Source organism: Mycobacterium sp. Aquia_213 (assembly GCF_026625985.1).
Lineage (GTDB): Bacteria > Actinomycetota > Actinomycetes > Mycobacteriales > Mycobacteriaceae > Mycobacterium.
The window spans coordinates 4517667-4542665 of record NZ_CP113116.1 but is presented as its reverse complement, the minus strand read 5'-3'; the positions used below and the strand labels follow the sequence as shown (position 1 = coordinate 4542665).

The window sequence follows — 24999 nt, the reverse complement described above, 5'->3', positions numbered from 1 at the left end:
TAAACAGATGACGAATGACGGGAGGACTGTTCTCCTTGAGCGTCCGCTTCGCGTGGGCGGGCTCGGCCGCACCGGCTGAGTGCCGACGTGGATTCAGTGGTTACGCAGTTTTGCGACTAACTTGTCCTTCGTGAGGCCCGAATACCCGGAGATGCCAAGCTCTTTGGCGCGCTTCTTCAGTTCAGGCACCGTCCAGTCGGTGTAGGAGCCGGCCTGGCCGCCCTTGCGGCCGACCGCGGACTTACCCCGCGCCGCGGCAGCGTTGGAGATCCGTGCGGACTTTTCCTCCGAATTGCCCTGTTTGCGCAGTTCGCGGTACATCTTCTCGTTCTTGAGCGACGGGTTCGGCACGATAATCACCCTCCAGTCATTAGGACGCCTTGTGCGAGGATGCCCGGCCTGCCCGCGATGAAACCTGAATCAGGCGCTTTTGGCCAGGCCGGGTAGCCGGGATGCGCTGCCGCCCTTGGCTACCCGGCGGATCAGCATGCGGGTGGCCTTCTCCACAATTTCCTGAGCGACCTCGGGGCGACGGGCACGGTTGGCTCGCTGCGCGGCTGCCGCGATCGTCAGTCCCTGCTCGTACCCGGTGACGTGATTCGACGCAGATGCACAGCGACCCGCCACGGCTTTGTGGCGGGTCGTTGCTGGCGGAATCAGCCGGCCATGAACTCGTGGTAGGCCGATTCCAGATTCCCCGGCAGCGCCGACACATTGCACTGGCGCTCGGTGTCGCCGATCGGCGAGAGAATCCCGCGCAGGTCGGTGTACTCCTGCGGGTGCGCGGTGAAGTAGCCGCGCAGGCTGGACGCGGCCTCCGGACGCGGCTGTCCGTAGGCGGCGCTGACTACCTGGTTGGCGCCCGGGTGCGCGGAGAGGTACTGCTCCGCCGCACTCTGCACCGACGAGACCGTGGCGTTGACACCTGCGGGGCTGCAGTCGGGGGCGGCGGCCGCCGACGGCGCGGCGACGAGGCCGATGGCCATTCCCCCGAGCAGGCAGCCGGCGCTGATGCCGGCGACTCGTCGACGCGCGACGAAATTGCTGAAATTCATGATTGATTGTGCCCTTCGAATCGATCCGAATTGATCGCGGGACTCCCGACTCCCCTGAATCCAAGGTAGCTGAGGTCAATGCCGGCAACGCCACGCCAGAGCTTGCAGCTAACGCCCGCGCTGACAGCAGTTCTCGTCCAGCCCGGGCTCATTCAGCCATAACTCGCACGTCGTGACCAAATCGTGACCAACCGAAGCGGGTGCCAGCAAAATTTCCTGGGCGCGCCTGGCCGGTGCTGATCGAGGTGCTTTGTATCACCGCAAAGGAGTCCGTCGTTGCCGGTGGTCGCGCGCGCCCGCGCGAACACGACCGGCGATTAGCATGGCGTGGGGTCGATGCCGTTACTGCCAGGTGGGAGTTCTGATGGTCGAGATTCATTTGGAACGGACGATCGCAGCACCGGTGGACCAGGTCTTCGACTGGTTGAGCGACCCGGCTCACCTGGCTGCCGCTCCGTTGGCCCTCAGGGGGTATTGGGCCAAAGGCACGTCGGGACCCGGCCCGGGGGCGCTGCGCGAGGTGATCGGCGTCGGCACCTTCTTCCGGGAAGAGCTCACCGCCTACGACCGGCCGCACAGCTATGCCTACTTGATCGTCAAGTCGATCCCGCCGTTCAACCACGAAGGCGGCACTTTGACGTTCACCGCCGCGGGCGACGCGACGCACGTCGACTGGCTGACCAACTACACCCATCCGGCCGCGGCGGGCGGCAAAGTGCTCGAGGCGGTCAGCCGTCGGCTGTTGCGCGGAAGCTTTCTCGCGATCCTGAACGCCTGCGCGAAGGCGCTCGAGAAGTAGCACCGAGTTCTGCTGGAGCGCAACGCTTTAGCTACTGATGCGGAACGACCGAGTTGGCCAGCAGTGCACCGATCACGACCGCGACGATGATCAGTACCAGCGCGATGGTTGGCCACACCCACATGACCCGTTTGCGTGCCGCCGCGACGATGATGCCACCGACGGCGACGATGGCCGCGATCCCGACGCCGCCCCAGGTCACCGCGTAGGCCCAGTCGAGGGCCGACGTGTCGCAGTTCTTGCCGGTGCACGAATCGGTGGCCATCACGAAAAAGAAGGAAAACGAAACGGATACGACTCCGGCAATCGCGGCGAGCACGAACATGATGACCGTGGCGATGGTGTCGCTCTTCGAGCGTTGGATTGTCTGTGGTGCCGTCATGTATCAGCTATGCCCAATCGCCGCCTCAGTAATCACGCGGCAGAGCCGCAACCATCATCTCGACCTGGGCCCGGCTGAGCACGGTGATACTGCCGTCGGGAAGCCCGAGCACCCGGTCGACGGCCAACCCGTGCAGCTTGAACCGGGCGGTCAACACCTCGATGGCATGCGCCCTGCCACGGGCGTCGGTGGCGTCGACGATCTGGACCACATTGGAGCTGGTGCGTGCGGCCAGGCCCTGAATCATGTCGGCGACACCTTCGGGATCGAAAGTGTGAAAGACCCCCTCGGCCACTCCGTCGGCAATCACTCGCGTCAGCAGCGGCCGACTCAGCTCTTCGGTCACCGCGACGATGCGTCCGTACAGATGCGCGTTTTCGGGACGCAGCAGCGAGACCATCGCCGCCAATTGCTCGGGTGTCCCCATCTGCATCTTGACGTCAAAACCGGCTTGCAGCGCGGTGTTCAGCCGACCCAAGGCATTACCGTCGCAGTCCGCAGCCGCCTTTTCGATGACCGCCAGTTGGCCGCGGGCGCTGCGTTCGGCCAGCATTGTAATCAGCGCTTCCTTCGACGGAAACCAGTGGTAGAAAGCGCCTTTGGAGACACCGGCATCCGCGATCAGGTCGTTGAGGCTGACATTGTCGTAGCCGCGCGCGACGAACAGCGCCGCGGCACGATCCAGGATCTCGGCACGGCGAACGTCGGGATGCTTAACTACCCGCGGCATCCGGCTGATTCTGCTCGGCGGGCTTCGCGATCCAACCTACGTAGGTCAGATACAGGCCCACCAACGCGATCACGGCGAAGATGCCGCGCACCACCGGAATGGCATTTTCTTCTAGCGACTTACCGGCCGAGTCGTAGACGTCTGGAATCGCCAGGACCAATATCCCGCGGATGGCGAGAAACCATCCCAGCAGCGACACCAAAACCGCTGCGACACTGCGCCAATACTGATGAAAGGCGATGATGACGCTGCCCCACATCAGCAGGATGGCCCCCAGCTCCCACTGCCAGATCGGGCTGATGCTGAATTCGTGCAGTAGCACGGGCATTTGCGACGACGCACGCACCGCAACGATCGACGGCACGATCAGAAAGAACGGCCCGAACGCGCGCGCGAACATCCGGGTCCGAATCTGCGACGGATCTGGCTGGCTCATGGCTACCTCCACGGACGGATGGTGAGATCATAACCGACCAGTGGTCGGTTTACAAGACCATCGGTCGGTCGACGGCCGCATCCACCGGGCCTGGGAGACGACGTGGCCGAGTTGGCGCAATATCGCCGTACTGGAAAACTACTGAAGGCCTTGATATTGCGCGCTAGCTCTTCAGCCGCTGCATCAATTGGTCGGCGGCATACCGGCCGCTGACCACGGCCCCAATGACGGTGGACGGGTTTTTGGTGTCGACAGCCTCACCCGCCAGATACAGCCGATCGCTGATCGGTTCCCGCAGGCGGTGGCGGTCGTCGAGGCCGGAGCCGGGCGCGTGGAATGAGTAGCTGCCCCGCGCATACGGGTCGGTGCTCCAACTCGATGTCCGGACTTCCACCGGCGAGACGTTGTCGCCGAAGAGCTGGCGTGCGATCGGCAGCGCCCGGGCCGTCATATCGGCGACCGACGACGACTCCACCGCGCGGCCGCGTTCGCCGGCATTGAATGCCACCACGATCGGCCCGGCGGTGCTCGACAGGGTGAACCACTGCGCCCAAGCGCCGGGGTCGGTCCCCATGAAGAGATAAAAGGCGTTGTCGGTCTTCCACGTTCGCCGGTCGAACCGGAAGAAGCTCTTGGACAGCACGCCGAACCCCAAGGCACTGACCGCGCGAGCATGTCCGTCGGGCAGTGGCGGGTCGAAGGCGATCGAACCGGCTTTGAGCACCCCAAGGGGAACGGTGACGATCACGGCGGGGCCGTCAAAGGATTGGTTTCCGGCGTGCACGGTGACGGAGCTGTCTCGTCGGGTGATCGCGGTGACCGGCGTATTGAGAACGATCTGAAGTCCGTCGGCGAGCAGCTTCGGCAGGGCGTCATAGCCGTTCGTGATGACGGATTGGTCGCCGTCGGCGTAGTCGCCGGTGTCAAATGTCTTGGCGGAGAGCTGATCTGCGCCGGCCGCGTATTCGTCCTCGATCTCGGTGGCGACGAAGAATGCCAGCTGGGCGCGGTCCGAACTGGAAAGCTCTGCGCGTTTGGCCGCGGCGTCGACGGCGGCGCCGAGACTCCCGCCGGTGACACGGTCACAGGCCCGTTCGACGAACTTGCGCCAGGCGTCGTCGTCGTAGTCCACCGGCGGCAGGCTGCGATCCACCGCGAGCTTCGCCCATCCGTAATAGTCGGTCGGGATGACCTCGGCGTGCGCCTTGCGTGCCAGTTCCATCATCGGACCGTTGGTGGTGCCGTGGATCCAGGACGCGCCCATCTCGATCGGCACGCCCCAGTCGCGGTTGGTGTAGACGCGGCCGCCGATGCGATCGCGGGCTTCGATCAAGCGAACCGGCCAGCCCGCGTCGACCAGGCTGCGCGCAGCGGCCAGGCCCGCCATGCCGGCGCCGACGATCAGGACCGACTGAGTGTCCGGTTTGATCTCCGGCGGCGGTGGGGGTGGTGGCGACGCCGAATGTTGACCAGATGCGCAGGCAGCCAGCAGCCCGCCAGTGACCGCGCTCATCGTTGCTGTGAGCGCCGCCCGACGGGACATCGGGGACATGACAGTTAGCCTCTCACACGGAAACCGGCGCCGCGCCGAGGTTTGCTCGTTAGCGACGAATTGTGTGCTGCGATTCGGGCGCGCGGGTTTGACCGAAATTGCATAGTTGGACGCCCGTGCCGTTATAGGATCACTGCATCCAGAGTGCGGCGACGGGGCCGTGTTCGACGGGGGGAGCTGGCGATGAGTGCTCGGCGATCGATTCGTGTGGTTGACCCGTTACCCGGCGTTTTACCGCCGAGCCGCACCCTGACCGTCCGCGCGGTCGATGGCACCCCGTTGCACGCGGAAGTCTTCGGGCCGCCGGACGGCTATCCGATCGTGCTGACCCACGGCATCACCTGCGCGATCCGGGCCTGGGCATATCAGATCGCCGACCTGGCCACCGACTACCGGGTGATCGCGTTCGACCACCGCGGCCACGGCCGAAGCGGGGTTCCGCGGCGCTGCGGATACAGCCTCAAACACCTTGCGTCCGACCTGGATTGCGTGTTGGAGGCGACGGTGGCACCGCACGAGCGTGCCGTGCTCGCCGGCCACTCGATGGGCGGCATCACGATCGCCGCGTGGTCGGCCCGCTACCGCCACAAAGTCCACCGGCGCGCCGATGCCGTCGCACTGATCAACACGACAACCGGCGACCTGGTGCGCCAGGTGAAGCTGTTCGCTGTGCCGGGTCAATTGTCGCCGGCCCGCTCGCTCGCCGCGCGCGGCCTGATCAATGTGTTCGGTGGGGTCCCGATTCCCAGTCCGGCCCTGCTCGCCACCCGCTCGTTGATCGCGATGCTCGCGGTCGGCAAGGACGCCGACCCGAGTGCCGCCAGACTCATCCACGACTTGTTCGTTCAGACCCCGGCCGCCGGGCGCGGGGGCTGCACGAGGATGCTCGTCGAATCCCTGGGCTCGCGGCACCTCGACCTGACCGGGTTGACGGTGCCGACGCTGGTCATCGGCAGCGAGGACGACCGGCTGACGCCGATCGCCGCGTCGCGCGAGATCGCCCGCATCGCGCCCAACGTGATCGGCCTGGTCGAGCTGCCCGGCGGTCACTGCTCCATGCTGGAGCACCACCGTGAGGTCACCGGCCAGCTGCGGTTATTGGCCGAATCGGTGACCCTGCCGGTCGCGCAGATCAGCTCATAGCAGGGCGGTGATCTCGGCGGCCGCCCGCTGGCCGGACCGGACGGCGCCGTCGAAAAACCCGGTCCACTCGTCGGCGGTCTCGGTGCCGGCCCAGTGAATCGGCCCGACCGGTTCGCGTAGCCAGGGCCCGAATCGCGTCCACGACCCCGGCGGTACCGCCGCGGTCGGGCCACCCGGAGCGAAATCCTCAGTGCCCCAACGATGATCCGCATAGTCGAGAGGTGTGAGTGCCTCGTCGCCGAACAGCGACGCGAAGCAACGCAGTGTGTCGCGGCGGCGTTGGTCGGTGGGTAACGAATCGAACGCCCGGGCGTCGACAAAGCCCAACAGGATGCCCGGACCGTCGGCCTGCGGGCTGACGTCGAACGTGATGAACACCGGGCCCCGGTCGGAGAGCGCCTGCCCCGAGAATCCGTTGGCCCGCCAGAACGGTGTCGAATACGCCGCGAAGGCTTTGCTGAGCCGGCCCTGTGGCCATTGCTCGACCAGTTGTCGGTACTCGGCTGGCAGCGGGGGAGTGAACTCGATGGCCCCGCGATGGGCCGGCGGGATCGCGACGATGACGAACCCGGCGTCGGCCGTGCCACCGTCGGAGGTGACCGTGACGCCGGAACCGTGCCGCTCGATGCGGCGCACCGGGGCGTTCAGCACGACGCGCGCGCCCAGTTCGTCCGCCGCCGCCCGAGCGATTTGCTGGCTGCCGCCCGGGAAATGGTCCTGCTGGGCACCATCCTCGACATCGAGCATCCGGTCCAGACCGCCCGCGGCGCGGATGTAGCGCGCGGCGTGCAGCATCGACACATCATCGAGTTCACATCCCCAGGTCACCCGGGCCATGATCGCCATCAGGTCGCGCGACGAGGCGGTGGCGCGAACCGAGCGCAACCACTGTCCGAACGACAGGGCGTCAAGTTCGCGGGCGCGGCGCGCCTGCCACGGCGCGTCAACCGGAATGCTGCGCGCGATTCGTTCGAATTGCCAACGCAGCCGGCCGATGTCGAGCAATCCGGTCAGCGAAAGCTTGGGGATGGTGCCCTGATAGGAGCGGGTCCAGCCGCGCCAGTGGATGAGGTTCTTGCCGTCGTGGTGCGTGGGAATGGTCGGGACCTGTAGTTCGGCCGCCAGTGCCAGCACGGCGTCTTGGGTCGGGCCGACGAACGCGCCCCCCATATCCGCCGGCAATCCCGCGACGCTACCGGTCAACGAACGCCCGCCGACGCGGTCACGGCCCTCGAAGACGACCACGTCGTGACCCTGTCGCGTCAGCTCTCGCGCCGCAGCTAGGCCGGCAAAACCAGCCCCGACCACCACGACATCGACAGTCCACGACGGCTTTGTCACGCCCTCCAGTGAACCGCATCGTGCCGCGCCGGCGGTAGAGCGGTACGTGCAGACGTTCGCATCACGGCGATGGCAACCGTATGCCGCCGTCGACACCCCGGCTAATCTGCGTTCACGTGATCCTTACTGAGCCCGCCGTTACTTCCGACGCACGGAAACAGCTGCGAACCATAGCTCTGGGCAGCATGATCGGCACCACGATCGAGTGGTACGACTTTTATTTGTATGCGACGGCTTCGGCGCTCGTGTTCAAACCGCTGTTCTTTCCCCATGTTTCGTCGACGGCCGGGACATTGGCCTCCTTTGCCACCTACGCGGCCGGTTTCGGGGCCCGGCCAATCGGCGCCGTGGTATCGGGCCACTTCGGGGACCGGTTGGGGCGCAAGGCCGTTCTGGTCATCGCGTTGCTGACGATGGGCCTCGTCACGACCGCGATCGGGCTGCTGCCGACCTACGCCCAAGCGGGGCTGCTCGCACCGGCACTGTTGGCGGCGTTGCGGGTGTTGCAAGGGCTGGCCGTGGGCGCCGAGTGGGGTGGTGCCGCCGTGCTTTCGGTTGAGCATGCGCCGCCCGGCCGGCGCGGACTGTTCGGCAGCTTCACCCAGCTCGGTTCTCCCGCTGGCATGTTGCTGGCGACGTCCGTCTTCTTCCTGACTCGCAAGGCCGCCGGCGCGGCCGCGTTCCTGGCATACGGCTGGCGAATTCCTTTCCTGCTCAGTGCGATTCTGGTGGTGATCGGGTTGTTCATCCGGCTCCGGCTGACCGACGCCGCGGTTTTCGACCGCCTCAAACAACGCGACGAGCTCTCGGCGTTGCCGGTGCTGGAGGTGCTGCGCCGGCAGCCCCGTAATGTGCTGATTACCACCGGGCTACGAATGTCTCAGATCGCGTTGTTCGTCTTACTCACCACGTATTCGCTTACCTACCTGCAAGATTCGTTTGGCAAGGGCAGCGGGGTCGGTTTGATCGCGGTGCTGATATCGTCTGCCCTCGGATTGGTCAGCACACCGGGCTGGGCGCTGCTGTCCGATCGATTGGGCCGACGTCCGCCCTATCTGTTCGGCGCGCTGGCCGGAGTGGTGGCTCTGACGTTGTTCTTCGTGGCCGCCGCAAGCGGGTCGGCAGTCGCGGTGGTGCTCGCGATTGTGTTCGGCGTCAACGTCGTTCACGACGCGATGTATGGTCCGCAAGCGGCCTGGTTCGCCGAACTCTTCGACACCCGGGTGCGTTACAGTGGTTCGTCGCTGGGCTATCAGATTGGCGCCGTGCTGTCGGGCGGCTTCGCGCCGCTGATCGCGGCGGCGCTGCTGGTCGCCGGCGGGGGTAGACCGTGGCTGATCGTGGGGTATTTCGCGGTGCTGGCGGCCATCACCGTCGCCGCGGCCTGCGCGGCACGGGAAACATATGCGGATCAGATCGAGTGAGCGCGATGAGCAGGATCTATCTCAATGCCTTCGACATGGCTTGTGTCGGGCACCAGTCGGCGGGGCTGTGGCGTCACCCCGAGGATCAGGGCTATCGGTATCGCGAGCTCGGCTATTGGACCGAGTTGGCCCGAATCCTGGAAGCGGGCGGCTTCGACGCGCTGTTTCTCGCCGACGTGCTGGGCGTCTATGACGTCTACGGCGCGTCGCGCGACGCGGCGGTGCTCGATGCCGCGCAGTTCCCCGTCAACGACCCGACGGCCGCCGTCTCGGCGATGGCGGCGGTGACCGAGACCCTGGGCTTCGGGATCACGCTGTCGCTGACCTACGAGCAGCCCTATGCGCTCGCGCGCCGGTTGTCGACGCTGGATCACCTCACCGGCGGACGCGTGGCGTGGAACATCGTCACCTCGTATCTGGATAGTGCGGCACGCAATCTCGGCCTGGACGCCCAGATTCCGCACGACCAGCGCTATGAGATCGCCGACGAGTATCTCGAGGTCTGTTACAAGCTCTGGGAGGCGTCGTGGGAATCCGACGCGGTGGTGCGCGACCCCGTGCGCGGCGTGTTCACCGACCCGGCCAAGGTGCACGACATCGAGCACAAGGGCCGCTACTTCTCGGTCCCGGGGCCGTTTTTGTGCGAACCGTCGCCCCAGCGCACACCCGTGCTGTTCCAGGCCGGTGCCTCGCCGCGGGGTGTGAAATTCGCCGCGGCGAACGCCGAGGCCGCCTTCATCTCCGGCCCGACGCCGCAGATCGTGCGCGGCCCGGTGCGGGCGTTGCGGGAGGCCGCTGCCGAATTGGGCCGAGACCCCCGCTCCATCAAGGTGTTCACCATGGTGACCCCGGTCGTCGCCGAACCACGTGAGCAAGCGCTGGCCAAGCTGGCCGAATACCGCCAATTTGTCAGCACCACAGGCGCATTGGCACTCTTCGGCGGCTGGACCGGGGTGGACCTGGCCGAGCTTGGTGACGACGATCCGCTGCGCTACAGCGAGACCGACGCCAACCGTTCGGCGCTGGCGTCCTTCACCACCGACGAGCGCACCTGGACGGCGCGGGAACTCGCCGAAGAGATCGGCATCGGCGGTCGCGGTCCGGTGCTGGTCGGCTCGCCCACCGAGGTCGCCGACGAACTCGAGCGTTGGGTCGACGAGGCCGATGTCGACGGCTTCAACCTCGCCTATGTGACGACGCCGGGCACCTTCGTGGACTTCGCGAAACTGGTTGTGCCGGAGCTGCGTCGCCGCGGACGGCTGCCGGAACATGTCGCACGCAGCACGTTGCGCGAACGGCTGGGCGGCACGGGGCCGCTACTGGCGGCCGATCACCCCGGCGCGGCGTACCGAGACCGGTTACGGCGCAACCGTTAACCAGTCGGCAAACCCGGACGGGTCGTGGCGGCCCAGCGCGCCGTGCTCGTAGAGGCCCCAGCCTTCGACCGGAGCCTTGTCGCCCTCGATGCAGACCGCGCGACCGACATGGTCGATGACCCCGAAGCCGGCGCGACCGATGATTGCCGGGTCGGTCATGTTGTACGTGAGGCGTTCGGCGAACTTGTCGCCCTTCCACATTCCGTGTATCCAGTCCGAATCGCCGCCGTAGCCGCCGCCGACGTGAATGGGCACCGGCAGCTTGGACTCGACGTCGAAGTGGACCGGGGAGCCGTCCGGAGTGGTCGCGTCGATCGTGGCGCCGGTCGGAATGCGGGTGCCGGAGGTGTAGTGAATCTTGACCCGTGGCCAGCCCAGCTGCTCGACGCGGCCGTCGCGCCAGATCCGGGTGCAGTCGTTGAGCGATCGGAACCCGTTGGGCTGTTCCTGGATGATCAGCACGATGGCGAAGTCGTCGAAAGCCATTGGCACGTATAGCCACCACATGCCCTCGAACGGCGGGTCGGCCGGTCGTCCGGCCGGCTCGGCCTCACCGATCGGGCGGATGCCCCAGGACCGGTCGCGGCTACCCAGCCACGTGTCGGGGTCGACCGTGATTTCCTCGCCGTCGATCGAGATGTGTCCGCTCCAGCTGCCCAGCTGCGCGAACCGCTGCGCGTCCAGCGTGACCCGGTTGCCGGACCGCAGAATGTGCGGTTGTTCCTGGACGACGTCGAACAGACCCTGCCAGGTGAGATCGGCTGCGATGCCTTCGGTTTCGTCGAGCACAATCCGCAGTTTGTGCAGCGGTTCGATGACCTCGACGCGGTAGCCGTTGACGTGCTGGTTGAGCCGGTCGGAATCGATGGCATCCGAAACGTGCACCGCGGTCTGCGTGTCTCCGCGCCTGATCAGCACGAACGCGTCCTTGACGCCGAGGTTGGGGTAGTAGCCAATCCCGCTGATCAAGAAGATGTTTCCGGTGCGATCGTGGGCGTTGTAATAGGACCGGTCGTAGAAGTTGCGGTCCGAGGAGCCGGGCCACGCGATCGGCTGGGGAATCTGGTGTACCGGGTACTCGTCGAGCGGTCCGAGCATTACTGGTCCTCTCCGATAAGACGTTTCATCAATCCGGCGTGGTAGAACAGCGACTCGACGTCGTCGGGCTTTTCGGTCTCGCCGAAGTGCACTCGCCGCGCACCGGTGCGCATGAACACGCAAGCCCACATCACGCCGGAGTACACGTAGAACCAGCGCAGGTCACCCACCTCAACTCCGGAGAGCCGCTGATAGGTGGCGCGGACGTCCTCCTCGCGCATCACATCGGGCAATCCAGGAAGCCCCGCAAGCCCAGTGAGTTCCTGGAATACCATGTGCGCGTAGATCATCCACGCGACATCGAGCTCGCGGGGACCCAGCGTCACCATCTCCCAGTCCAGCACCGCCACCGGCTGGAAGTCGCGGTACAGGACGTTGCCCACCCGGGCGTCACCCCACAGCAGCACGGGTTCACGCGCGTCGACTTCCGTCGGCCAGTTGTCTTCCAACCAACTAAACGTGCGTTCCAGCAGGGGCGAGCGGCCGATGTCGGGCACCGCGAAGTCGTACCAGTCCCGCACCCAGTTGTAGTGCCGGCGCAGCGCGGTATCGCCTCCCCCGCGAGCGGGAGGTGCCCCCAGGCCCTCGGACAGGAATCCAAACGTGCTCGTAGCGTTAGGGATTGAGTGCAGCTTTGCCAGTACGCCAACGGTGGCGTCCTGAAGTTCGCGCTGCCGCTCGACGGGCGCGTCGGCGAACCAGTTGTTGCCGAAGGTATAGGGCATCACGTCGGGCGGCACCTCGCCGGCGACGTAGTCCATCACGAAGAAGGGTGTGCCCAGGACCTCGCCGGTGGGCTCGAGCCAGCGCACCGGCGGAACCGGGACCTCGGTGATTTCGCCGACCTTGCGGATCACTTCGAACTGGTGATCAAGCCGGTAGGTGGGGAAGACCTGCACGTCCTCGGCACTGGGCGCGACGCGCGTCACCAGCTTCTGCTCGATCGACTTTCCGCCGTCGCGCCAGCGGGCGGTCAGGATGATCGTCTCCGACGACATGCCCGTCGAGTCGATGCCGCTTTCGACAGTGACCTCGGGCGCCGCCCCGTCGGGCAGGACGGTGGACAGCCATTTCGACATCACCGCCGGCAGCGTGGTGACGTCGCGGCTGGAGCGCTGAAGCCGGTCGACGTTGTCGAGCACAGGTTCATTGGCCACGGGGTGCCTCCTTCGTTGAGACCTTCGCGGCAATTACGATACGGTAGGTAGCGTTATGAAAGCAGACCCGTCCGACCTTGACAAGGCCCCAGGTGCTGGGCGCCCCAGGGATCCGCGTATTGACTCTGCCATCCTTGCGGCGACTGCGGAACTGCTTGTGGAAATCGGCTATTCGAATCTCACCCTGGCCGCGGTCGCCGAACGGGCCGGCACCACGAAATCGGCGTTGTATCGCCGGTGGTCGAGCAAGGCCGAATTGGTGCATGAAGCGGCGTTTCCGACCGCGCCCAGCGCGCTGGAGGCCCCGGCCGGTGACTTTGCCGCGGATCTGCGGATGATGATCGAGGCGACGCGGGATGTGTTCACCACTCCGGTGGTGCGGGCCGCGCTGACGGGTCTGGTGGCCGACATGACGGCCGATCCTGAACTCAACGCGCGGGTGATGTCGCGCTTCACCGGCCTGTTCGCCGCGGTACAGCTGCGGCTGCGCGAGGCCGTTGACCGAGGTGAAGCGCATCCCGACGTCAACCCGGACCGCTTGATCGAGCTGATTGGGGGAGCGACGATGCTGCGGATGCTGCTGCGCCCGGACGAAAAGCTGGATGACGCGTGGGTGCAGCAGACCACCGCCATCGTCGTGCACGGGGTAACGCGATGACGCAGCGACTTGCCGGGCGCACCGCGATCGTCACCGGCGCCAGCCGTGGCTTGGGCCGCGCGATCGCGCTGGCGCTTGCCGCCGACGGCGCGGCCGTGTCGGTGGCCGGGCGCACCGAGCAGGTGTGGGATGACCGGCTGCCGGGAACCATAGGCGAGACCGTCGGCGCGATCGAAGCGGCGGGCGGGCGCGCGGTGGCGGTTCGCGCCGATCTGACCGACCGGGACGACGTCGCCCGGCTGGTGGGCGAGACGCGAGATGCGTTGGGCCCCATCACTGTTCTGATCAACAACGCGGCCTTCACCGCCCCCGGCCGCCCGCCGGTGCCCGGTGGACAACCGCGTGCGAAGTCGGCCAAACCGGCCGGCGCCGCCAAACCCGGCTGGCCGGGGTTCGTCAGCACGCCGTTATCCGCATTCCGCCGCCACTTCGACATCGCGGTATTCGCGGCCTACGAGTTGATGCAGCTGGTGTCCCCGGACATGATCGAGGCGGGCGGCGGCGCGATCATCAACATCACCTCGGTGGCGTCGCGGTTGCCCGGCGACGGACCCTATCCCGAGCGAAGCGGCGGTGTCCTGCCTGGTTACGGGGGCTCCAAGGCAGCCCTCGAGCATCTCACCCAGTGTGCCGCGTTTGATCTGGCCGACCACAACATCGCCGTCAACGCGCTGGCACCCTCGAAGCCGATCATGACGCCCGGCCTGTCGTACTATGCGACAGCGTTCACCGACACGGCGACCGAAGATGAATTCGCAAGGGCAGCGGCGCAATTGGCGCTCGTGAACCCGGCTACCGTCACCGGGCGCACCATCGGACACCACGAGGTTCTCGACGGCAGTTTCCGGCCCTTCACCGCGGCCTAGCGATTTTCCCGCCTGACGTGCAAGTATGAATCAAGCCTGTGCCGCAACGGCATAGGAAAACCGGCGAGTGGTGTGCCAAATGCCCGATAAGCCGACGGGGCGCGTCGTTGCGCTCATCGTGCTGTTGATCGTCGTTGCCGCTGCCCTGCGCGGATACCTTCCGGCACGCGATCGTGCGACGCACGCGGAGGGCAGTGGCCGGGCGGCGCTGGTATTCATCGTCGTCCTGCTAAGTGCGGCGCTCGCGTTGCTCGCGGTCGCGGTGATCGCGCGACTACGGGACCCACGCGCGATGGCGCCGAAGACGGGCGATATCTCCGCGATGCTCGGTACCGGCCGGGGGCGACCGAGCTGGCGCGTCGTGTTGATCGGGCTCGCGGTGATTGTCGGGTGGCTGTTGATTGCGATGCTGCTGGCCCGATTATCGCTGCCGCACGGTACCCCTGCCGCGCAGCCCGCACCGGACACCGGCGCAGCGCCGCCGACCGGCGCGCCGGCGCCGCAGCACCCGCCCCCGCGCAACGACGGCGAGGGCATGCTGAAAATTCTGCTGGCCGCCACGGTTCCGATGATGCTGTTACTCGTCGTCGCAACGCTGATCATGTCGCGGCGGCGATTCCGCGCCGCGACCCTACACACCCCGGCCGACGATGACGCCGAATATGTGCCGCCGCCGCGGAGTTCGGAGTCCCTGGTGCGAGCCGCCGAACAGGGATTGGCCGCGATGGCGGACCTGGACCGAGACCCGCGAGAGGCGATCATCGCGTGCTATGCCGCGATGGAACGTGAGCTCGCGAATGTTCCCGGAGCTGCTCCGCAGGACTTCGACACGCCGACCGAGGTGTTGGCCCGCGCCGTCGAACTCCATGCGCTGCATATCGATAACGCCGTTCAGCTGGTGAATCTGTTCGAGGAAGCGCGGTTCAGTCCCCATGTGATGAATGAGGGGCATCGGGACGTAGCGGTCGAGGTGCTTCGCCTGGTTCTCGCGGAACTTCGGAGTCCCGTATGAAAAGGCTTATAGCTCTGGGTGTTTGCTTAATCGTGGGGTCGGAGCTTCTGGTGCTGATCGTGCACGATCGCCCCTTCATATTGGCTGCGTCGGGCGTCGCCCTGGCTCTGGTGCTGCTCGATGTGCGTAGGCTGCTGGGACACGGGATGGAGCCCGCGGCCGAGCCGGACCCCGACGATCTCGGAGATTCGTTGCGCCGCTGGCTCGCCACCACCGAGACGACGATTCGCTGGTCCGAGTCCACCCGAGCGGACTGGGATCGGCATCTGCGTCCGATGCTCGCCCGCCGGTACGAAATCGCGACCGGCCAACGACTGGCCAAGGACCCGAAGGCATTTCAGTCGACCGGCAGCATGCTGTTCGGCGCCGAACTGTGGGAATGGGTCAATCCCAACAACATCAGCCGCACTGCTGACCACCAGCCTGGTCCCGGCCGGGCCACGTTCGAAGAGATCCTCCGGAGGTTGGAGCAGGTATGACCGAGGGCGCCACGATGCCGGCCGCGATGCCAGCCAGTACGACCACCGCACACTGCGAGGCGGTGCTCGACGAAATCGAACGCGTGGTGGTGGGAAAGCGGTCCGCGCTGACCCTCATCCTCACGGCGGTCCTCGCGCGCGGCCACGTCCTCATCGAAGATCTGCCCGGACTCGGCAAGACGCTGATCGCGAGATCCTTTGCCGCCGCGCTGGGTCTGCGATTCACCCGGGTGCAGTTCACGCCGGACCTGCTGCCGGCGGACCTGCTCGGTTCGACGATCTACGACATGCAGTCGGGCCACTTCGCGTTCCGGGCCGGCCCGATCTTCACCAACCTGCTGCTCGCCGACGAGATCAACCGCACCCCGCCCAAGACCCAGGCGGCACTGCTCGAGGCGATGGCCGAAGGCCAGGTCAGCATCGACGGCGAAACCCATAAGCTGCCAACGCCCTTCATCGTTCTGGCGACCGACAACCCGATCGAGTACGAGGGCACCTACCCGTTACCGGAGGCGCAGCTGGATCGATTCGCGATGCGGCTGGAACTGCGCTACCTCTCCGAGCGCGACGAGACCTCGATGCTGCGGCGCCGTCTCGAACGTGGTTCGGCCGAGCCGACGGTCCATCAGGTGGTCGACGCCCAGGATCTGCTGGCGATGCGCGAATCGGTCGAGCAGGTGACGGTGCACGAAGACGTGCTGCACTACGTCGTCTCGCTGGCCACCGCCACCCGGCGCCATCCGCAGGTCGCCGTCGGCGCCAGCCCGCGTGCCGAACTCGACCTGGTTCAGCTCGCCCGCGCGCGTGCGCTGCTACTAGGGCGCGACTACGTGATTCCGGAGGACGTCAAGGCTCTCGCGGTCGCGGCCGTCGCCCACCGGATCACCCTGCGCCCGGAGATGTGGGTGCGCAAGATTCAGGGCGCCGACGTCGTCGGAGAACTGTTGCGGCGCTTACCGGTACCTCGCACCAACGAGGGTGCGCCGATGAGCTCGCCGTGAACGGTCGCGAAGCCGAGTTCCGCTGGCGCGCATCGCCATTGACGCGGGCGATTGCGACCTGCGCGGGTGTCGCGCTGGTTGCCGCCGTGATCGGTGCGCATTGGCAGCTCATCGCGTTCGCGGCGCCTCTGCTCGGGGTGCTGTGTTCGATCAGCTGGCAACATCCCGTGCCGAAGATCTATGTGCACGGTGAGCCGGAGTCGCAGCGATGCTTCGAAGGAGAGCAGGCGCGGGTGACGCTGTCGGCAGCGCAGGAAGCCGGGGCGCCCATTACCTGGGCGGTCAAGCTCACGGTTCCCGCCGTCGAGGGCATGCAGCTCGAAGTGCTCGATTCGGCTTCCCGGCACGCGAAAGTGGTTGCGGCAGTGGCACAGCGCTGGGGCCGATACTCGATCCGCGCCCGCGTAGATGCGGTCGCGCGTGGTGGGCTGCTGACGGGAACGGCGACCGTCGATGCCGCCGATGTCATCGTGTTTCCGCTGACGCCGCCGCAGTCGACGCCCATCCCGCGAACCGAGTTGCTCGACCGCCTCGGCGCCCACCTGACCGGGCATATCGGCCCGGGTGTCGAGTATGCCGATATTCGTCCCTACGTTCCGGGTGACCAACTGCGGGCGGTGAATTGGCCGGTCAGCGCGCGTCGTGGCCAGTTGCACGTGACGGAGCGATTGACCGACCGCGCCGCCGACGTGGTGGTGCTGATCGACGGGTATCGGCAGCCGGCGGGCCCGGCCAGTGATGCGACCGAACGAGTGGCGCGCGGCGCAGCTCAGGTGGTGCAGACCGCGCTGCGCTACGGCGATCGCGCGGGGATCGTCACGCTCGGCGGAAATCGGCCGCGGTGGCTCGGCGCCGACATCGGACAGCGCCAGTTCTATCGGGTCCTCGATACCGTGCTCGGTGCGGGCGACCGATTCGAAAACACCACCGGCACACTGGCCCCGCGCGCGGCGGTTCCCGCCGGAGCGATCGTCATCGCGTTCTCGACACTGCTCGACACGGAATTCGCACTGGCGCTGATCGATTTGCGCAAACGCGGTCATGTCGTGATCGCCGTCGACACCCTGGATGTCTCGCCGTTCCAAGACGAACAGGACCCGCTGGTGGATCGGCTTTGGGCGTTACAGCGCTCGGCCATGTATCGCGATATGGCGACCCTCGGCGTCGACATCGTCTCCTGGCGGGCAGATCACACCCTGGAACAGTCGATGGGCGTGATGCCGGATCGCCGCCACCGGGTGCGCGGACGGCTGCGGCGGTAGTCATGTCGTCCGGCGCGCGATTCGGGGTCCATGCTCTGGCGACGGCATTCGGCCTGCTGATGGTCGGCCTGGCCGCGGTCGGTTCCCACGGACCTGCGGTGGGCACGGCAGTGGCGGCGCTGGCCGCGGTGGGGGTCGGGATGGTGTTCCGGCCCGCCGCAACGGTTGCCGTGTTGCTTTGCGTGACGGCGATCGTGGTCTCCGATCCCTCCCATGTGTTCGTGGGACTTTCGGGGCTGTGTGCGGCCACCTACCTGATCTCCCGCCATGCGGCCGCAATGCCGGACGCCGTTGTCATGGCGAGTTGGCCGACACTTGTTGGCGCCGTGGGATTTACCTTCGTCGGCGTGGTGGCGATGTCGTTCCCGCTGCACTTGCCGTGGGTGCCGTTGGCGGCCCCGTTGGCGGTGCTGGCGATCTACGTACTGGCCACCCGCCCGTTCTTGGGCTGATCACGCGTCAGGCGTGACAACGCCGCGAGTCATCGTGAGTATCCGCTGGCTTCGGGCGTTTTTGTAGGTCGTTCCACGTACCTGCAAGGTTTTTGGTCCTGGCCGCCCGGTCCGCGGGATGAGCAGTATGTGGTGGCACGCGGTGTCGACGAGACGGCGCCGTACTACAGAGGGAAGCCACAGTGAGTCACCGAACACACACGACCGATTTCATCGTGGTGGGCGCGGGTGCGTCGGGCAGTGTTGTCGCGCGCCGATTGCTGGACCGCGGTTACTCGGTGCATGTGCTGGAGGCCGGTCCCGCCGACACCAACCCCGATATCCGCATCAGCTCCCGATGGCCCGCGTTGCTGCACAGCGGCGCGGACTGGGCTTTCATGACCACCCCGCAACGGCATGCCAACGATCGACGCCTGTATTGGCCCCGGGGAAAGGTATTGGGCGGCAGCAGCTCGATCAACGGCCAGATCTACATACGTGGACACGGCAGTGACTACGATGGTTGGGCCCAACTCGGCTGTACGGGTTGGGATTTCGAGAGTGTATTCGGGCTGTTTCTGCGCTCGGAGGATCACGTGGACGGCGCGAGCCCGTGGCACGGTGCGGGCGGACCGCTGTCGGTCGAGCGGATCACTCGACCGAACCCGACGTCGGTTGCGTTCATCGAAGGCGCGAATGCCCTGGGGCACCAGGTCATCGACGATTTCAATGGTCCGCACCAAGTCGGTGTCGGCTACAGCCAAGTGACGACCCGCAACGGGCGCCGGGTCAGCGCATGGCGCAGTTTCATGGCCCCGATGCGGGGGAATCCGCGATTGGCGGTCACCACCGGGGCACTGGTGCACCATGTCATCATCCGCGGCGGGCGCGCGGTCGGAGTGCAGTACTCCGTGCGCGGGCAGATTCTGCAGGCATCGGCCGAGTGCGAAGTGGTGCTGAGCGCGGGTACGGTGGGGTCGCCAAAGCTATTGATGCTCAGTGGTATTGGCCCTGCCGAGCATCTCGCCGAAATGGGCGTGAAGGCTACCGTCGATCTTCCCGGGGTGGGCGAGAACCTGCACGACCACCTTCTGGTGAGCAATGTCTACGAGGCATCTCGGCCGATGGAGCCGCCGCGCCATAACCTGCTCGAGTGTCAACTGTTCACGTCCAGCGCCTATTGGCGGGGTCCCGGCCCCGACCTGCAGCCGCTGTTCATGCACCTGGTGTACCCGGCCGAGAGTTACCCCGTGCCGCACAACGGATACACGATCGCGCCCGGCATCATTCGCCCCCGGTCGCGGGGCACGCTCCGGCTGGCATCGGCCGATCCGGCAACCCCGCCCCAATGCGATCCCAATGTTCTGGCCGAACCCTACGACATCGAGGCGCTGGTCGACGCGGTGGAGATCTGCCGTGAGATCGGGGCCAGTTCCGCCTTCCGCGACTGGCGGTATGCCGAGGTCGCGCCCGGACCGGCGGCACGCACCCGCGACCATCTCCGCGCCTATGTGCGCCGTGCCGTCGGCAGCTACCACCATCAAGTCGGGACCTGCCGGATGGGCGTCGACGACGACGCCGTCGTGGCACCAGATCTCAGGGTGCGCGGGGTCGACGGCCTGCGGGTCGCCGACGCGTCGGTCATGCCGTCCATCACTGCCGGCAACACCAACGCGCCCGCCATCATGATCGGGGAGAAGGCATCCGATCTGATTGCGGGAGTGCCCGCGAGTCAGCGAGTTACTGCAGCAACTGTGCGGCGTGATCCGCGAGGTCGAGCAGCGGTTGCGGGAAGATCCCCAGAATCACGGTGATCGCGGCACAGATCGCGATCGCGATCTTGCTCAGGATGCCGGGTGCCACGACCTGAGGGGTGTCGTCGGTCGGCTCGGTGAAGAACATCAGCACGATCACCCGGACGTAGAAGTACGCGGCGACCCCGCTGGCGATCACACCGATGATGACCAACGGCACGGCACCGCCCTGGGCGGCGGCCTTGAACACCGTGAGCTTGCTGATGAATCCACTGGTCAAGGGGATGCCGGCGAAAGCCAGCAGAAACATCGAAAGCATCACGCCCACAATGGGGGAACGCTGGCCAAGTCCGGCCCAGTGCGACAGCTTGGCGTCCTCGACGCCGTCGGAGTTGCGAATCAGACCGACGATGGCGAACGCGCCGACCGTGCTGAAACTGTAGGCGACCAGGTAGAACAGGGTGGCCGCCAGACCGGCGTGGTTGTCGGCGATCACACCGGTGAGGATGAAACCGACGTGGGCGACCGACGAATAGGCCAGCATGCGTTTGACGTCGGTCTGGTTGACCGCGGTGACGGTGCCGACGGCCATGGTCAGGATCGAAATCGCCCACAGCACCGGACGCCACTCTTCGTGCAGCGGCGGCAATGCGACGTAGACGACTCGCAGCAGCGCACCGAATGCCGCGACCTTGGTGGCCGCCGCCATGAAGCCGGTGATCGGCGTGGGTGCGCCCTGGTACACGTCGGGAATCCACGAGTGGAACGGCACCGCACCCACTTTGAACAACAGGCCGACCGACAACAGCGCGACGCCGACCAACGCCATCGAGCTATCACCATGGGCCGCAAGCGCATCCCGGATGCCGGGCAGCAAAAGCGTGCCGGTCGCGCCGTAGATCAGCGCCACACCGTAGAGGAAGAACGCCGACGAGAAGGCGCCCAGCAGGAAGTACTTCATCGCCGCTTCCTGCGACAGCAGCCGGCGGTGACGCGCCAGCCCACACATCAGGTACAGCGGCAGCGACAGCACTTCCAGGGCGACGAACATCGTCAAGAGGTCATTGGCCGCCGGGAACACCATCATGCCGCCGACGGACAGCATCAGGAGCGGGAAGAGTTCGGTCTGGGCGGCGCCGGCGCGTTCGGCCTCACGTTCGGCGTCGCTGCCGGGGACCGCGGAAGCCTGCGGGGTAAAGGCATCCAATCCGGAAGCTTGCCCGGACACGCCCGCCGCGACCTTGACTTTGTTGGCGGTTGCGGCGAGGTTGCTGCGCTCGGCGATGAAGATGACGGCCAGCACCGCCACCAACACCACGGTGCCTTGCAGATACAGCGCCGGCCGGTCGATGGCTACCGCACCCAACACCGCGCTGCGACCGGACGCCGGAAGGGAGCGACTGACCTCGATGTCGGCGACGAACGCCGCGATCAAACCACCGAGGGCCAGTGTTACTTGGGAGACGTAGCGAATGTTCCTGGGCAGGAACGCTTCAGCCAGTACACCGACCACCGCGATACCGAAGACGATGAGCATCGGGCTCAGCAGGAAGTACTCGATGCTGGGGGTGGGAAGGGTCATCGGTGCGGTCCTTCGGCTGTCCGGGGTACGCCCACTGGCACGCTCGGCACGGGATCATGGTGGCCGATGGTGATCATCGTGTGGTCCACAGCGGGATTGATGATGTCGAGCACCGGCTTGGGATAGACGCCGAAAACGAACAGCAGCGCCATCAGCGGTGCGACGACGATCAGCTCGCGCAGCCGCAGATCAGTGATGCGCTCGTTGCCTTCGGCCACCGGCCCGGTCATCACCCGCTGGTAAAGCCAGAGCATGTAGATCGCCGCCAGAACCAGCGCGGTCACCCCAAACGTGCCGGCCAGCCAGTACCGGTTGAAAGTGCCCAATAGGACCAGGAATTCGCTGATGAACGGCGCGAGGCCGGGCAGCGACAGAGTGGCCATCGCCGAGACCAGGAAGGTGCCGGCCAGAATCGGCGCCACCTTCTGCACACCGCCGTAGTCCGCGATCAACCTGCTGCCACGCCGGGTTACCAGGAATCCGGCGATCAGGAACACCGCCGCCGTCGACAGGCCGTGGTTGAGCATGTACAGCGTCGAACCGCTCTGCCCCTGGGTGGTCATCACGAAAATTCCGGCGATGATGAACCCGAAGTGCGAGATCGAGGTGTAGGCGATCAGGCGCATCATGTCTTTTTGCCCGATCGCGACGATCGCGCCGTAGATCACCCCGATGATGGCCAATGTCACGATCAGCGGACGGAAATACGTTGACGCATCAGGGAACAACTGCAGGCAGTAGCGCAGCATCCCGAACGTGCCGACCTTGTCCATCACCGCTGTGATCAAGACCGCGGTCGCCGGAGTGGCCTCGACCGCGGCGTCGGGCAACCAACGGTGGAACGGCCACAGCGGGGCCTTGACGGCGAACGCGAACATGAAGCCCAGGAACAGCGCCTTGAACACCGCGGGGTCCACGCCGGCGAAGCGGCCCGAGGAGATGCCGGTCACGATTTCGCGGAAGTCGAACGTGCCCGAGCCGTGCTGCGCGGTCACCACATACAGCCCGATCACCGCGGCCAGCATGATCAGGCCGCCGAACAGGTTGTACAGCAAGAACTTCACCGCGGCCCGCGACCGCCCGGCTCCCTTGCCGAAGCCGCCGATCAGGAAGTACATCGGGATCAGCATCGCCTCGAAGAACACGTAGAACAGCAGCACATCCAGTGCGATCACCGAGATCAGCACCATCGACTCGATGGCCAGGGTCAAGGCGACGTAAGCGTGCACGCCTCGGGTGCCCTCGCCGCCGTCGTTCCAGCCCGCCACCAGTAGCAGCGGAATCAGAATCGCGGTCAGCAGTATCAGCACCACCGCGATGCCATCGACACCGAGGCTGTAGCCGGCGCCGAACGCTGGAATCCACGGATGCTTTTCCAGGAATTGGTAAGGGGCGCCGCCGGTTTTGAATCCGAGCGTGACAACGAGCGCCACCGCCAGCGTCAGGAGGCTGACGACCACGCCGGTCCACTTGGCGACCTGCCGCAGGCCGGGAGGCAACAAGATGATCAGAATGGAACCGGCCAGCGGCACCAGCCACAGCACCGAGAGCCACGGAAAGTTTGCGCTCACCACAGTTGCGCCGCCAGGATCGCCGCGACCAGCAGGGTGGCGCCCGCCAACATCTCTAATGCGTAGGAACGGGCGAAGCCGGTTTGCAGCCCCCGCAAGCGATTCGAGGTCCGGCCCACCAGCGCGGCCAGCGCGTTGACCGAACCGTCCACAGCCTCGTTGTCGACTTCGACCAGCGCGTCGGTCAACTGCGCGCCAGGGCGCATGAATACCTCCTCGTTGAAGGCATCGCCGTACAGGTCTCTGCGTGCGGCCGTGGTGAGTGCCGACACCTGAACGGGAGCCACTCTGGGGATTTCTGCCCTGCCGTACTTCTGATACGCCACCAGGATTCCGACCGCGACCACCGCCAGCGCCAGCGTGGTGCTGACCCAGGCCGGCAGGGTGTGCGTGCTTTCCTCGTGCGCACCGACGACCGGTTCCAGCCAGTGCGGCAGGGCGCCACCGACGGCGAACAGGCCACCGGAGAACACCGAGCCAAAAGCGAGCAGGATCATCGGTCCGGACATCAGGGCAGGTGCCTCGTGCGGGTGACTGCCGGGCGCCCAACGCTTTTCACCGAAGAAGGTCATCAGCATCACCCGGGTCATGTAGAACGCGGTGATGCCCGCGCCCAGCAGCGCGGCCCCGCCCAGCGTGTAGCCACGCACGCCGCCCACTCCCAGCGCCGCCTCGATGATGGCGTCCTTGGAATAGAAGCCCGCGAACGGCGGCACACCGATGATTGCCAGGTATCCCAGCCCGAAGGTGACGAACGTGACGGGCAGGGCGGCGCGCAGCCCACCGTAACGGCGCATGTCCTGTTCTTCGTGCATCGCGTGAATGATCGAGCCCGACCCGAGGAACAAACCGGCCTTGAAGAAGCCGTGGGTGAGCAGGTGCATGATCGCGAATGCGTAACCGGCGGGGCCGAGTCCCGCGGCCAGCACCATGTAGCCGATCTGGCTCATCGTCGACGCCGCGAGCGCGCGCTTGATGTCGTCCTTCGCGCAGCCGATGAACGCCCCGAACAGCAGGGTGACGGCGCCGACGAGGACGACGCCGAGTTGCGCTCCGGGAGCGAGGTTGTAGAGCGGGTTGGACCGCACGATCAGGTACACACCGGCGGTCACCATGGTGGCGGCGTGGATCAGCGCGGACACCGGAGTCGGGCCCTCCATCGCGTCACCCAACCAGGCCTGCAGCGGGACCTGTGCGGACTTGGCGCAGGCGCCCAGCAGCAACAGCAACCCCATCGCGGTCAGCACGCCGCTGCTCGCGGCCGGGGCGCCGGCGAAAACCCCGGCATACGAAAGCGTTCCGAACGTGCTGAACATCAAGAACATGCCCAGGGCCAGGCCGGCGTCGCCGACCCGGTTCATCACGAACGCCTTCTTCGCCGCCGTGGCAGCCGACGGCTTGTGGTACCAGAAACCGATCAGCAGGTAGGACGCCAGGCCGACGCCTTCCCAGCCGACGTAGAGCACCAGGTAGTTGTCGGCGACGACCAGCAGCAGCATCGAGGCCAGGAACAGGTTGAGGTATCCGAAAAACCTTCGGCGGTCCGGGTCTTCGGCCATGTAGGCGACCGAGTAGATGTGGATCAGCGATCCCACGCCGGAGATCAGCAGCACGAAACAGATTGACAACTGATCGATCTGCAGCCCGAAGTCGACTTGGAATTGATCGACCGGGATCCAGGTGAACACCGTTTGGTGGATGACGCGGTGCTCGCCGTCTCGGCTCAGCAAGTCCGACAGCAGACTGGCGCCGACGCCGAACGCCCCCAGTGCGGCGAGCACACCCAGCCAGTGGCCCCACGCATCGGTGCGTCGGCCGCCGAACAGCAGGATCACGGCGCCCGCCAGCGGCAGTGCCACCAACAGCCACGTCATGTGTGTCATTTTGGCG

General features: G+C 66.2%; 24 protein-coding genes and 1 pseudogene. 12 read left to right on the top strand and 13 right to left on the bottom strand.

Translation table 11 applies throughout. The features are described from left to right. Positions 1-93: 93 nt before the first annotated feature. The 3 genes and pseudogenes from LMQ14_RS21035 to LMQ14_RS21025 all read right to left on the bottom strand — a co-directional run bounded on the left by LMQ14_RS21035 (position 94) and on the right by LMQ14_RS21025 (position 1055). Positions 94-351, bottom strand: a complete 258-nt coding sequence (locus tag LMQ14_RS21035; RefSeq protein WP_267731481.1) for a DUF7218 family protein — start codon at positions 349-351, stop codon at positions 94-96. A 69-nt stretch (positions 352-420) separates the two neighbouring features. After that, positions 421-594 (bottom strand): annotated as a pseudogene (locus LMQ14_RS21030) (DNA topoisomerase IB); the annotation flags it as partial. 62 nt (positions 595-656) lie between these two features. Further along, complete coding sequence (locus tag LMQ14_RS21025) at positions 657-1055, bottom strand: heme-binding protein (RefSeq protein ID WP_267731480.1); 399 nt, start codon at positions 1053-1055, stop codon at positions 657-659. Between the two features lie 364 nt (positions 1056-1419). Between LMQ14_RS21025 and LMQ14_RS21020 the strand changes: the two genes are divergently transcribed. Then, positions 1420-1854, top strand: coding sequence for an SRPBCC family protein (locus tag LMQ14_RS21020; RefSeq protein WP_267731479.1), 435 nt, complete (start codon positions 1420-1422; stop codon positions 1852-1854). A gap of 31 nt (positions 1855-1885) precedes the next feature. Here the strand turns inward: LMQ14_RS21020 and LMQ14_RS21015 are convergent, their stop codons facing one another. The 4 genes from LMQ14_RS21015 to LMQ14_RS21000 all read right to left on the bottom strand — a co-directional run bounded on the left by LMQ14_RS21015 (position 1886) and on the right by LMQ14_RS21000 (position 4945). Continuing rightward, entirely contained in the window at positions 1886-2236 is a 351-nt protein-coding gene (locus tag LMQ14_RS21015) for a hypothetical protein (RefSeq protein ID WP_267731478.1), read from the bottom strand. A 25-nt stretch (positions 2237-2261) separates the two neighbouring features. Continuing rightward, positions 2262-2966, bottom strand: coding sequence for a TetR/AcrR family transcriptional regulator (locus tag LMQ14_RS21010; RefSeq protein ID WP_267731477.1), 705 nt, complete (start codon positions 2964-2966; stop codon positions 2262-2264). Beyond that, on the bottom strand, positions 2950-3402 hold the full coding sequence (locus LMQ14_RS21005; protein WP_267731476.1) for a hypothetical protein: 453 nt from the start codon (positions 3400-3402) through the stop codon (positions 2950-2952). The genes LMQ14_RS21010 and LMQ14_RS21005 overlap by 17 nt, the downstream gene beginning before the upstream one ends. Before the next feature lie 163 nt (positions 3403-3565). Beyond that, complete coding sequence (locus LMQ14_RS21000; protein ID WP_324291070.1) at positions 3566-4945, bottom strand: NAD(P)/FAD-dependent oxidoreductase; 1380 nt, start codon at positions 4943-4945, stop codon at positions 3566-3568. Between the two features lie 192 nt (positions 4946-5137). On the opposite strand from LMQ14_RS21000, the gene LMQ14_RS20995 reads away from it, so the two are divergent. Continuing rightward, positions 5138-6097, top strand: a complete 960-nt coding sequence (locus LMQ14_RS20995) for an alpha/beta fold hydrolase (RefSeq protein WP_267731474.1) — start codon at positions 5138-5140, stop codon at positions 6095-6097. On the opposite strand, the gene LMQ14_RS20990 is transcribed toward LMQ14_RS20995, so the two are convergent. Then, positions 6092-7438, bottom strand: a complete 1347-nt coding sequence (locus LMQ14_RS20990; protein WP_267731473.1) for a flavin monoamine oxidase family protein — start codon at positions 7436-7438, stop codon at positions 6092-6094. The genes LMQ14_RS20995 and LMQ14_RS20990 overlap by 6 nt on opposite strands. 116 nt (positions 7439-7554) lie before the next feature. Between LMQ14_RS20990 and LMQ14_RS20985 the strand changes: the two genes are divergently transcribed. Continuing rightward, positions 7555-8862, top strand: a complete 1308-nt coding sequence (locus tag LMQ14_RS20985) for an MFS transporter (protein ID WP_420714550.1) — start codon at positions 7555-7557, stop codon at positions 8860-8862. Between the two features lie 5 nt (positions 8863-8867). Continuing rightward, positions 8868-10238: an LLM class flavin-dependent oxidoreductase gene (locus LMQ14_RS20980; protein ID WP_267731472.1), complete on the top strand. Its 1371-nt coding sequence runs from the start codon at positions 8868-8870 to the stop codon at positions 10236-10238. On the opposite strand, the gene LMQ14_RS20975 is transcribed toward LMQ14_RS20980, so the two are convergent. Continuing rightward, positions 10221-11336 carry a hypothetical protein gene (locus LMQ14_RS20975; protein ID WP_267731471.1) on the bottom strand — a complete coding sequence of 372 codons (1116 nt, stop codon included), beginning with the start codon at positions 11334-11336 and terminating at the stop codon, positions 10221-10223. The genes LMQ14_RS20980 and LMQ14_RS20975 overlap by 18 nt on opposite strands. Continuing rightward, entirely contained in the window at positions 11336-12493 is a 1158-nt protein-coding gene (locus tag LMQ14_RS20970) for a phosphotransferase family protein (protein WP_267731470.1), read from the bottom strand. The genes LMQ14_RS20975 and LMQ14_RS20970 overlap by 1 nt, the downstream gene beginning before the upstream one ends. Before the next feature lie 55 nt (positions 12494-12548). Here LMQ14_RS20970 and LMQ14_RS20965 point away from each other — a divergent pair, with 55 nt between their 5' ends. The 8 genes from LMQ14_RS20965 to LMQ14_RS20930 all read left to right on the top strand — a co-directional run bounded on the left by LMQ14_RS20965 (position 12549) and on the right by LMQ14_RS20930 (position 20016). After that, entirely contained in the window at positions 12549-13151 is a 603-nt protein-coding gene (locus LMQ14_RS20965) for a TetR/AcrR family transcriptional regulator (protein ID WP_267731469.1), read from the top strand. Further along, positions 13148-14017, top strand: coding sequence for an SDR family NAD(P)-dependent oxidoreductase (locus LMQ14_RS20960; protein WP_267731468.1), 870 nt, complete (start codon positions 13148-13150; stop codon positions 14015-14017). The genes LMQ14_RS20965 and LMQ14_RS20960 overlap by 4 nt, the downstream gene beginning before the upstream one ends. Before the next feature lie 79 nt (positions 14018-14096). Continuing rightward, the gene (locus LMQ14_RS20955; protein WP_267731467.1) at positions 14097-15029 is read left to right on the top strand and encodes a DUF4129 domain-containing protein; all 933 of its coding nucleotides are present in this window, start codon (positions 14097-14099) and stop codon (positions 15027-15029) included. Beyond that, positions 15026-15508, top strand: a complete 483-nt coding sequence (locus LMQ14_RS20950; protein ID WP_267731465.1) for a hypothetical protein — start codon at positions 15026-15028, stop codon at positions 15506-15508. Before LMQ14_RS20955 ends, LMQ14_RS20950 begins: the two co-directional genes overlap by 4 nt. Before the next feature lie 26 nt (positions 15509-15534). Next, the gene (locus LMQ14_RS20945; RefSeq protein ID WP_267735616.1) at positions 15535-16509 is read left to right on the top strand and encodes an AAA family ATPase; all 975 of its coding nucleotides are present in this window, start codon (positions 15535-15537) and stop codon (positions 16507-16509) included. Next, positions 16506-17771 carry a DUF58 domain-containing protein gene (locus LMQ14_RS20940; RefSeq protein WP_267731463.1) on the top strand — a complete coding sequence of 422 codons (1266 nt, stop codon included), beginning with the start codon at positions 16506-16508 and terminating at the stop codon, positions 17769-17771. The genes LMQ14_RS20945 and LMQ14_RS20940 overlap by 4 nt, the downstream gene beginning before the upstream one ends. 2 nt (positions 17772-17773) lie before the next feature. Next, positions 17774-18223 (top strand): hypothetical protein, encoded by a 450-nt coding sequence (locus tag LMQ14_RS20935; RefSeq protein ID WP_267731461.1) that lies wholly within the window; start codon positions 17774-17776, stop codon positions 18221-18223. A 182-nt stretch (positions 18224-18405) separates the two neighbouring features. Then, positions 18406-20016 carry a GMC family oxidoreductase gene (locus LMQ14_RS20930; protein ID WP_267731460.1) on the top strand — a complete coding sequence of 537 codons (1611 nt, stop codon included), beginning with the start codon at positions 18406-18408 and terminating at the stop codon, positions 20014-20016. Here LMQ14_RS20930 and nuoN read toward each other — a convergent pair. The 3 genes from nuoN to nuoL are packed head-to-tail and all read right to left on the bottom strand — an operon-like array spanning position 19943 to position 24992. After that, positions 19943-21538: an NADH-quinone oxidoreductase subunit NuoN gene (gene nuoN, locus LMQ14_RS20925; RefSeq protein WP_267731459.1), complete on the bottom strand. Its 1596-nt coding sequence runs from the start codon at positions 21536-21538 to the stop codon at positions 19943-19945. The genes LMQ14_RS20930 and nuoN overlap by 74 nt on opposite strands. After that, the gene (locus tag LMQ14_RS20920; protein WP_267731458.1) at positions 21535-23109 is read right to left on the bottom strand and encodes an NADH-quinone oxidoreductase subunit M; all 1575 of its coding nucleotides are present in this window, start codon (positions 23107-23109) and stop codon (positions 21535-21537) included. Before LMQ14_RS20920 ends, nuoN begins: the two co-directional genes overlap by 4 nt. Next, on the bottom strand, positions 23106-24992 hold the full coding sequence (gene nuoL, locus LMQ14_RS20915; protein ID WP_267731456.1) for an NADH-quinone oxidoreductase subunit L: 1887 nt from the start codon (positions 24990-24992) through the stop codon (positions 23106-23108). The genes LMQ14_RS20920 and nuoL overlap by 4 nt, the downstream gene beginning before the upstream one ends. Positions 24993-24999: the final 7 nt, after the last annotated feature.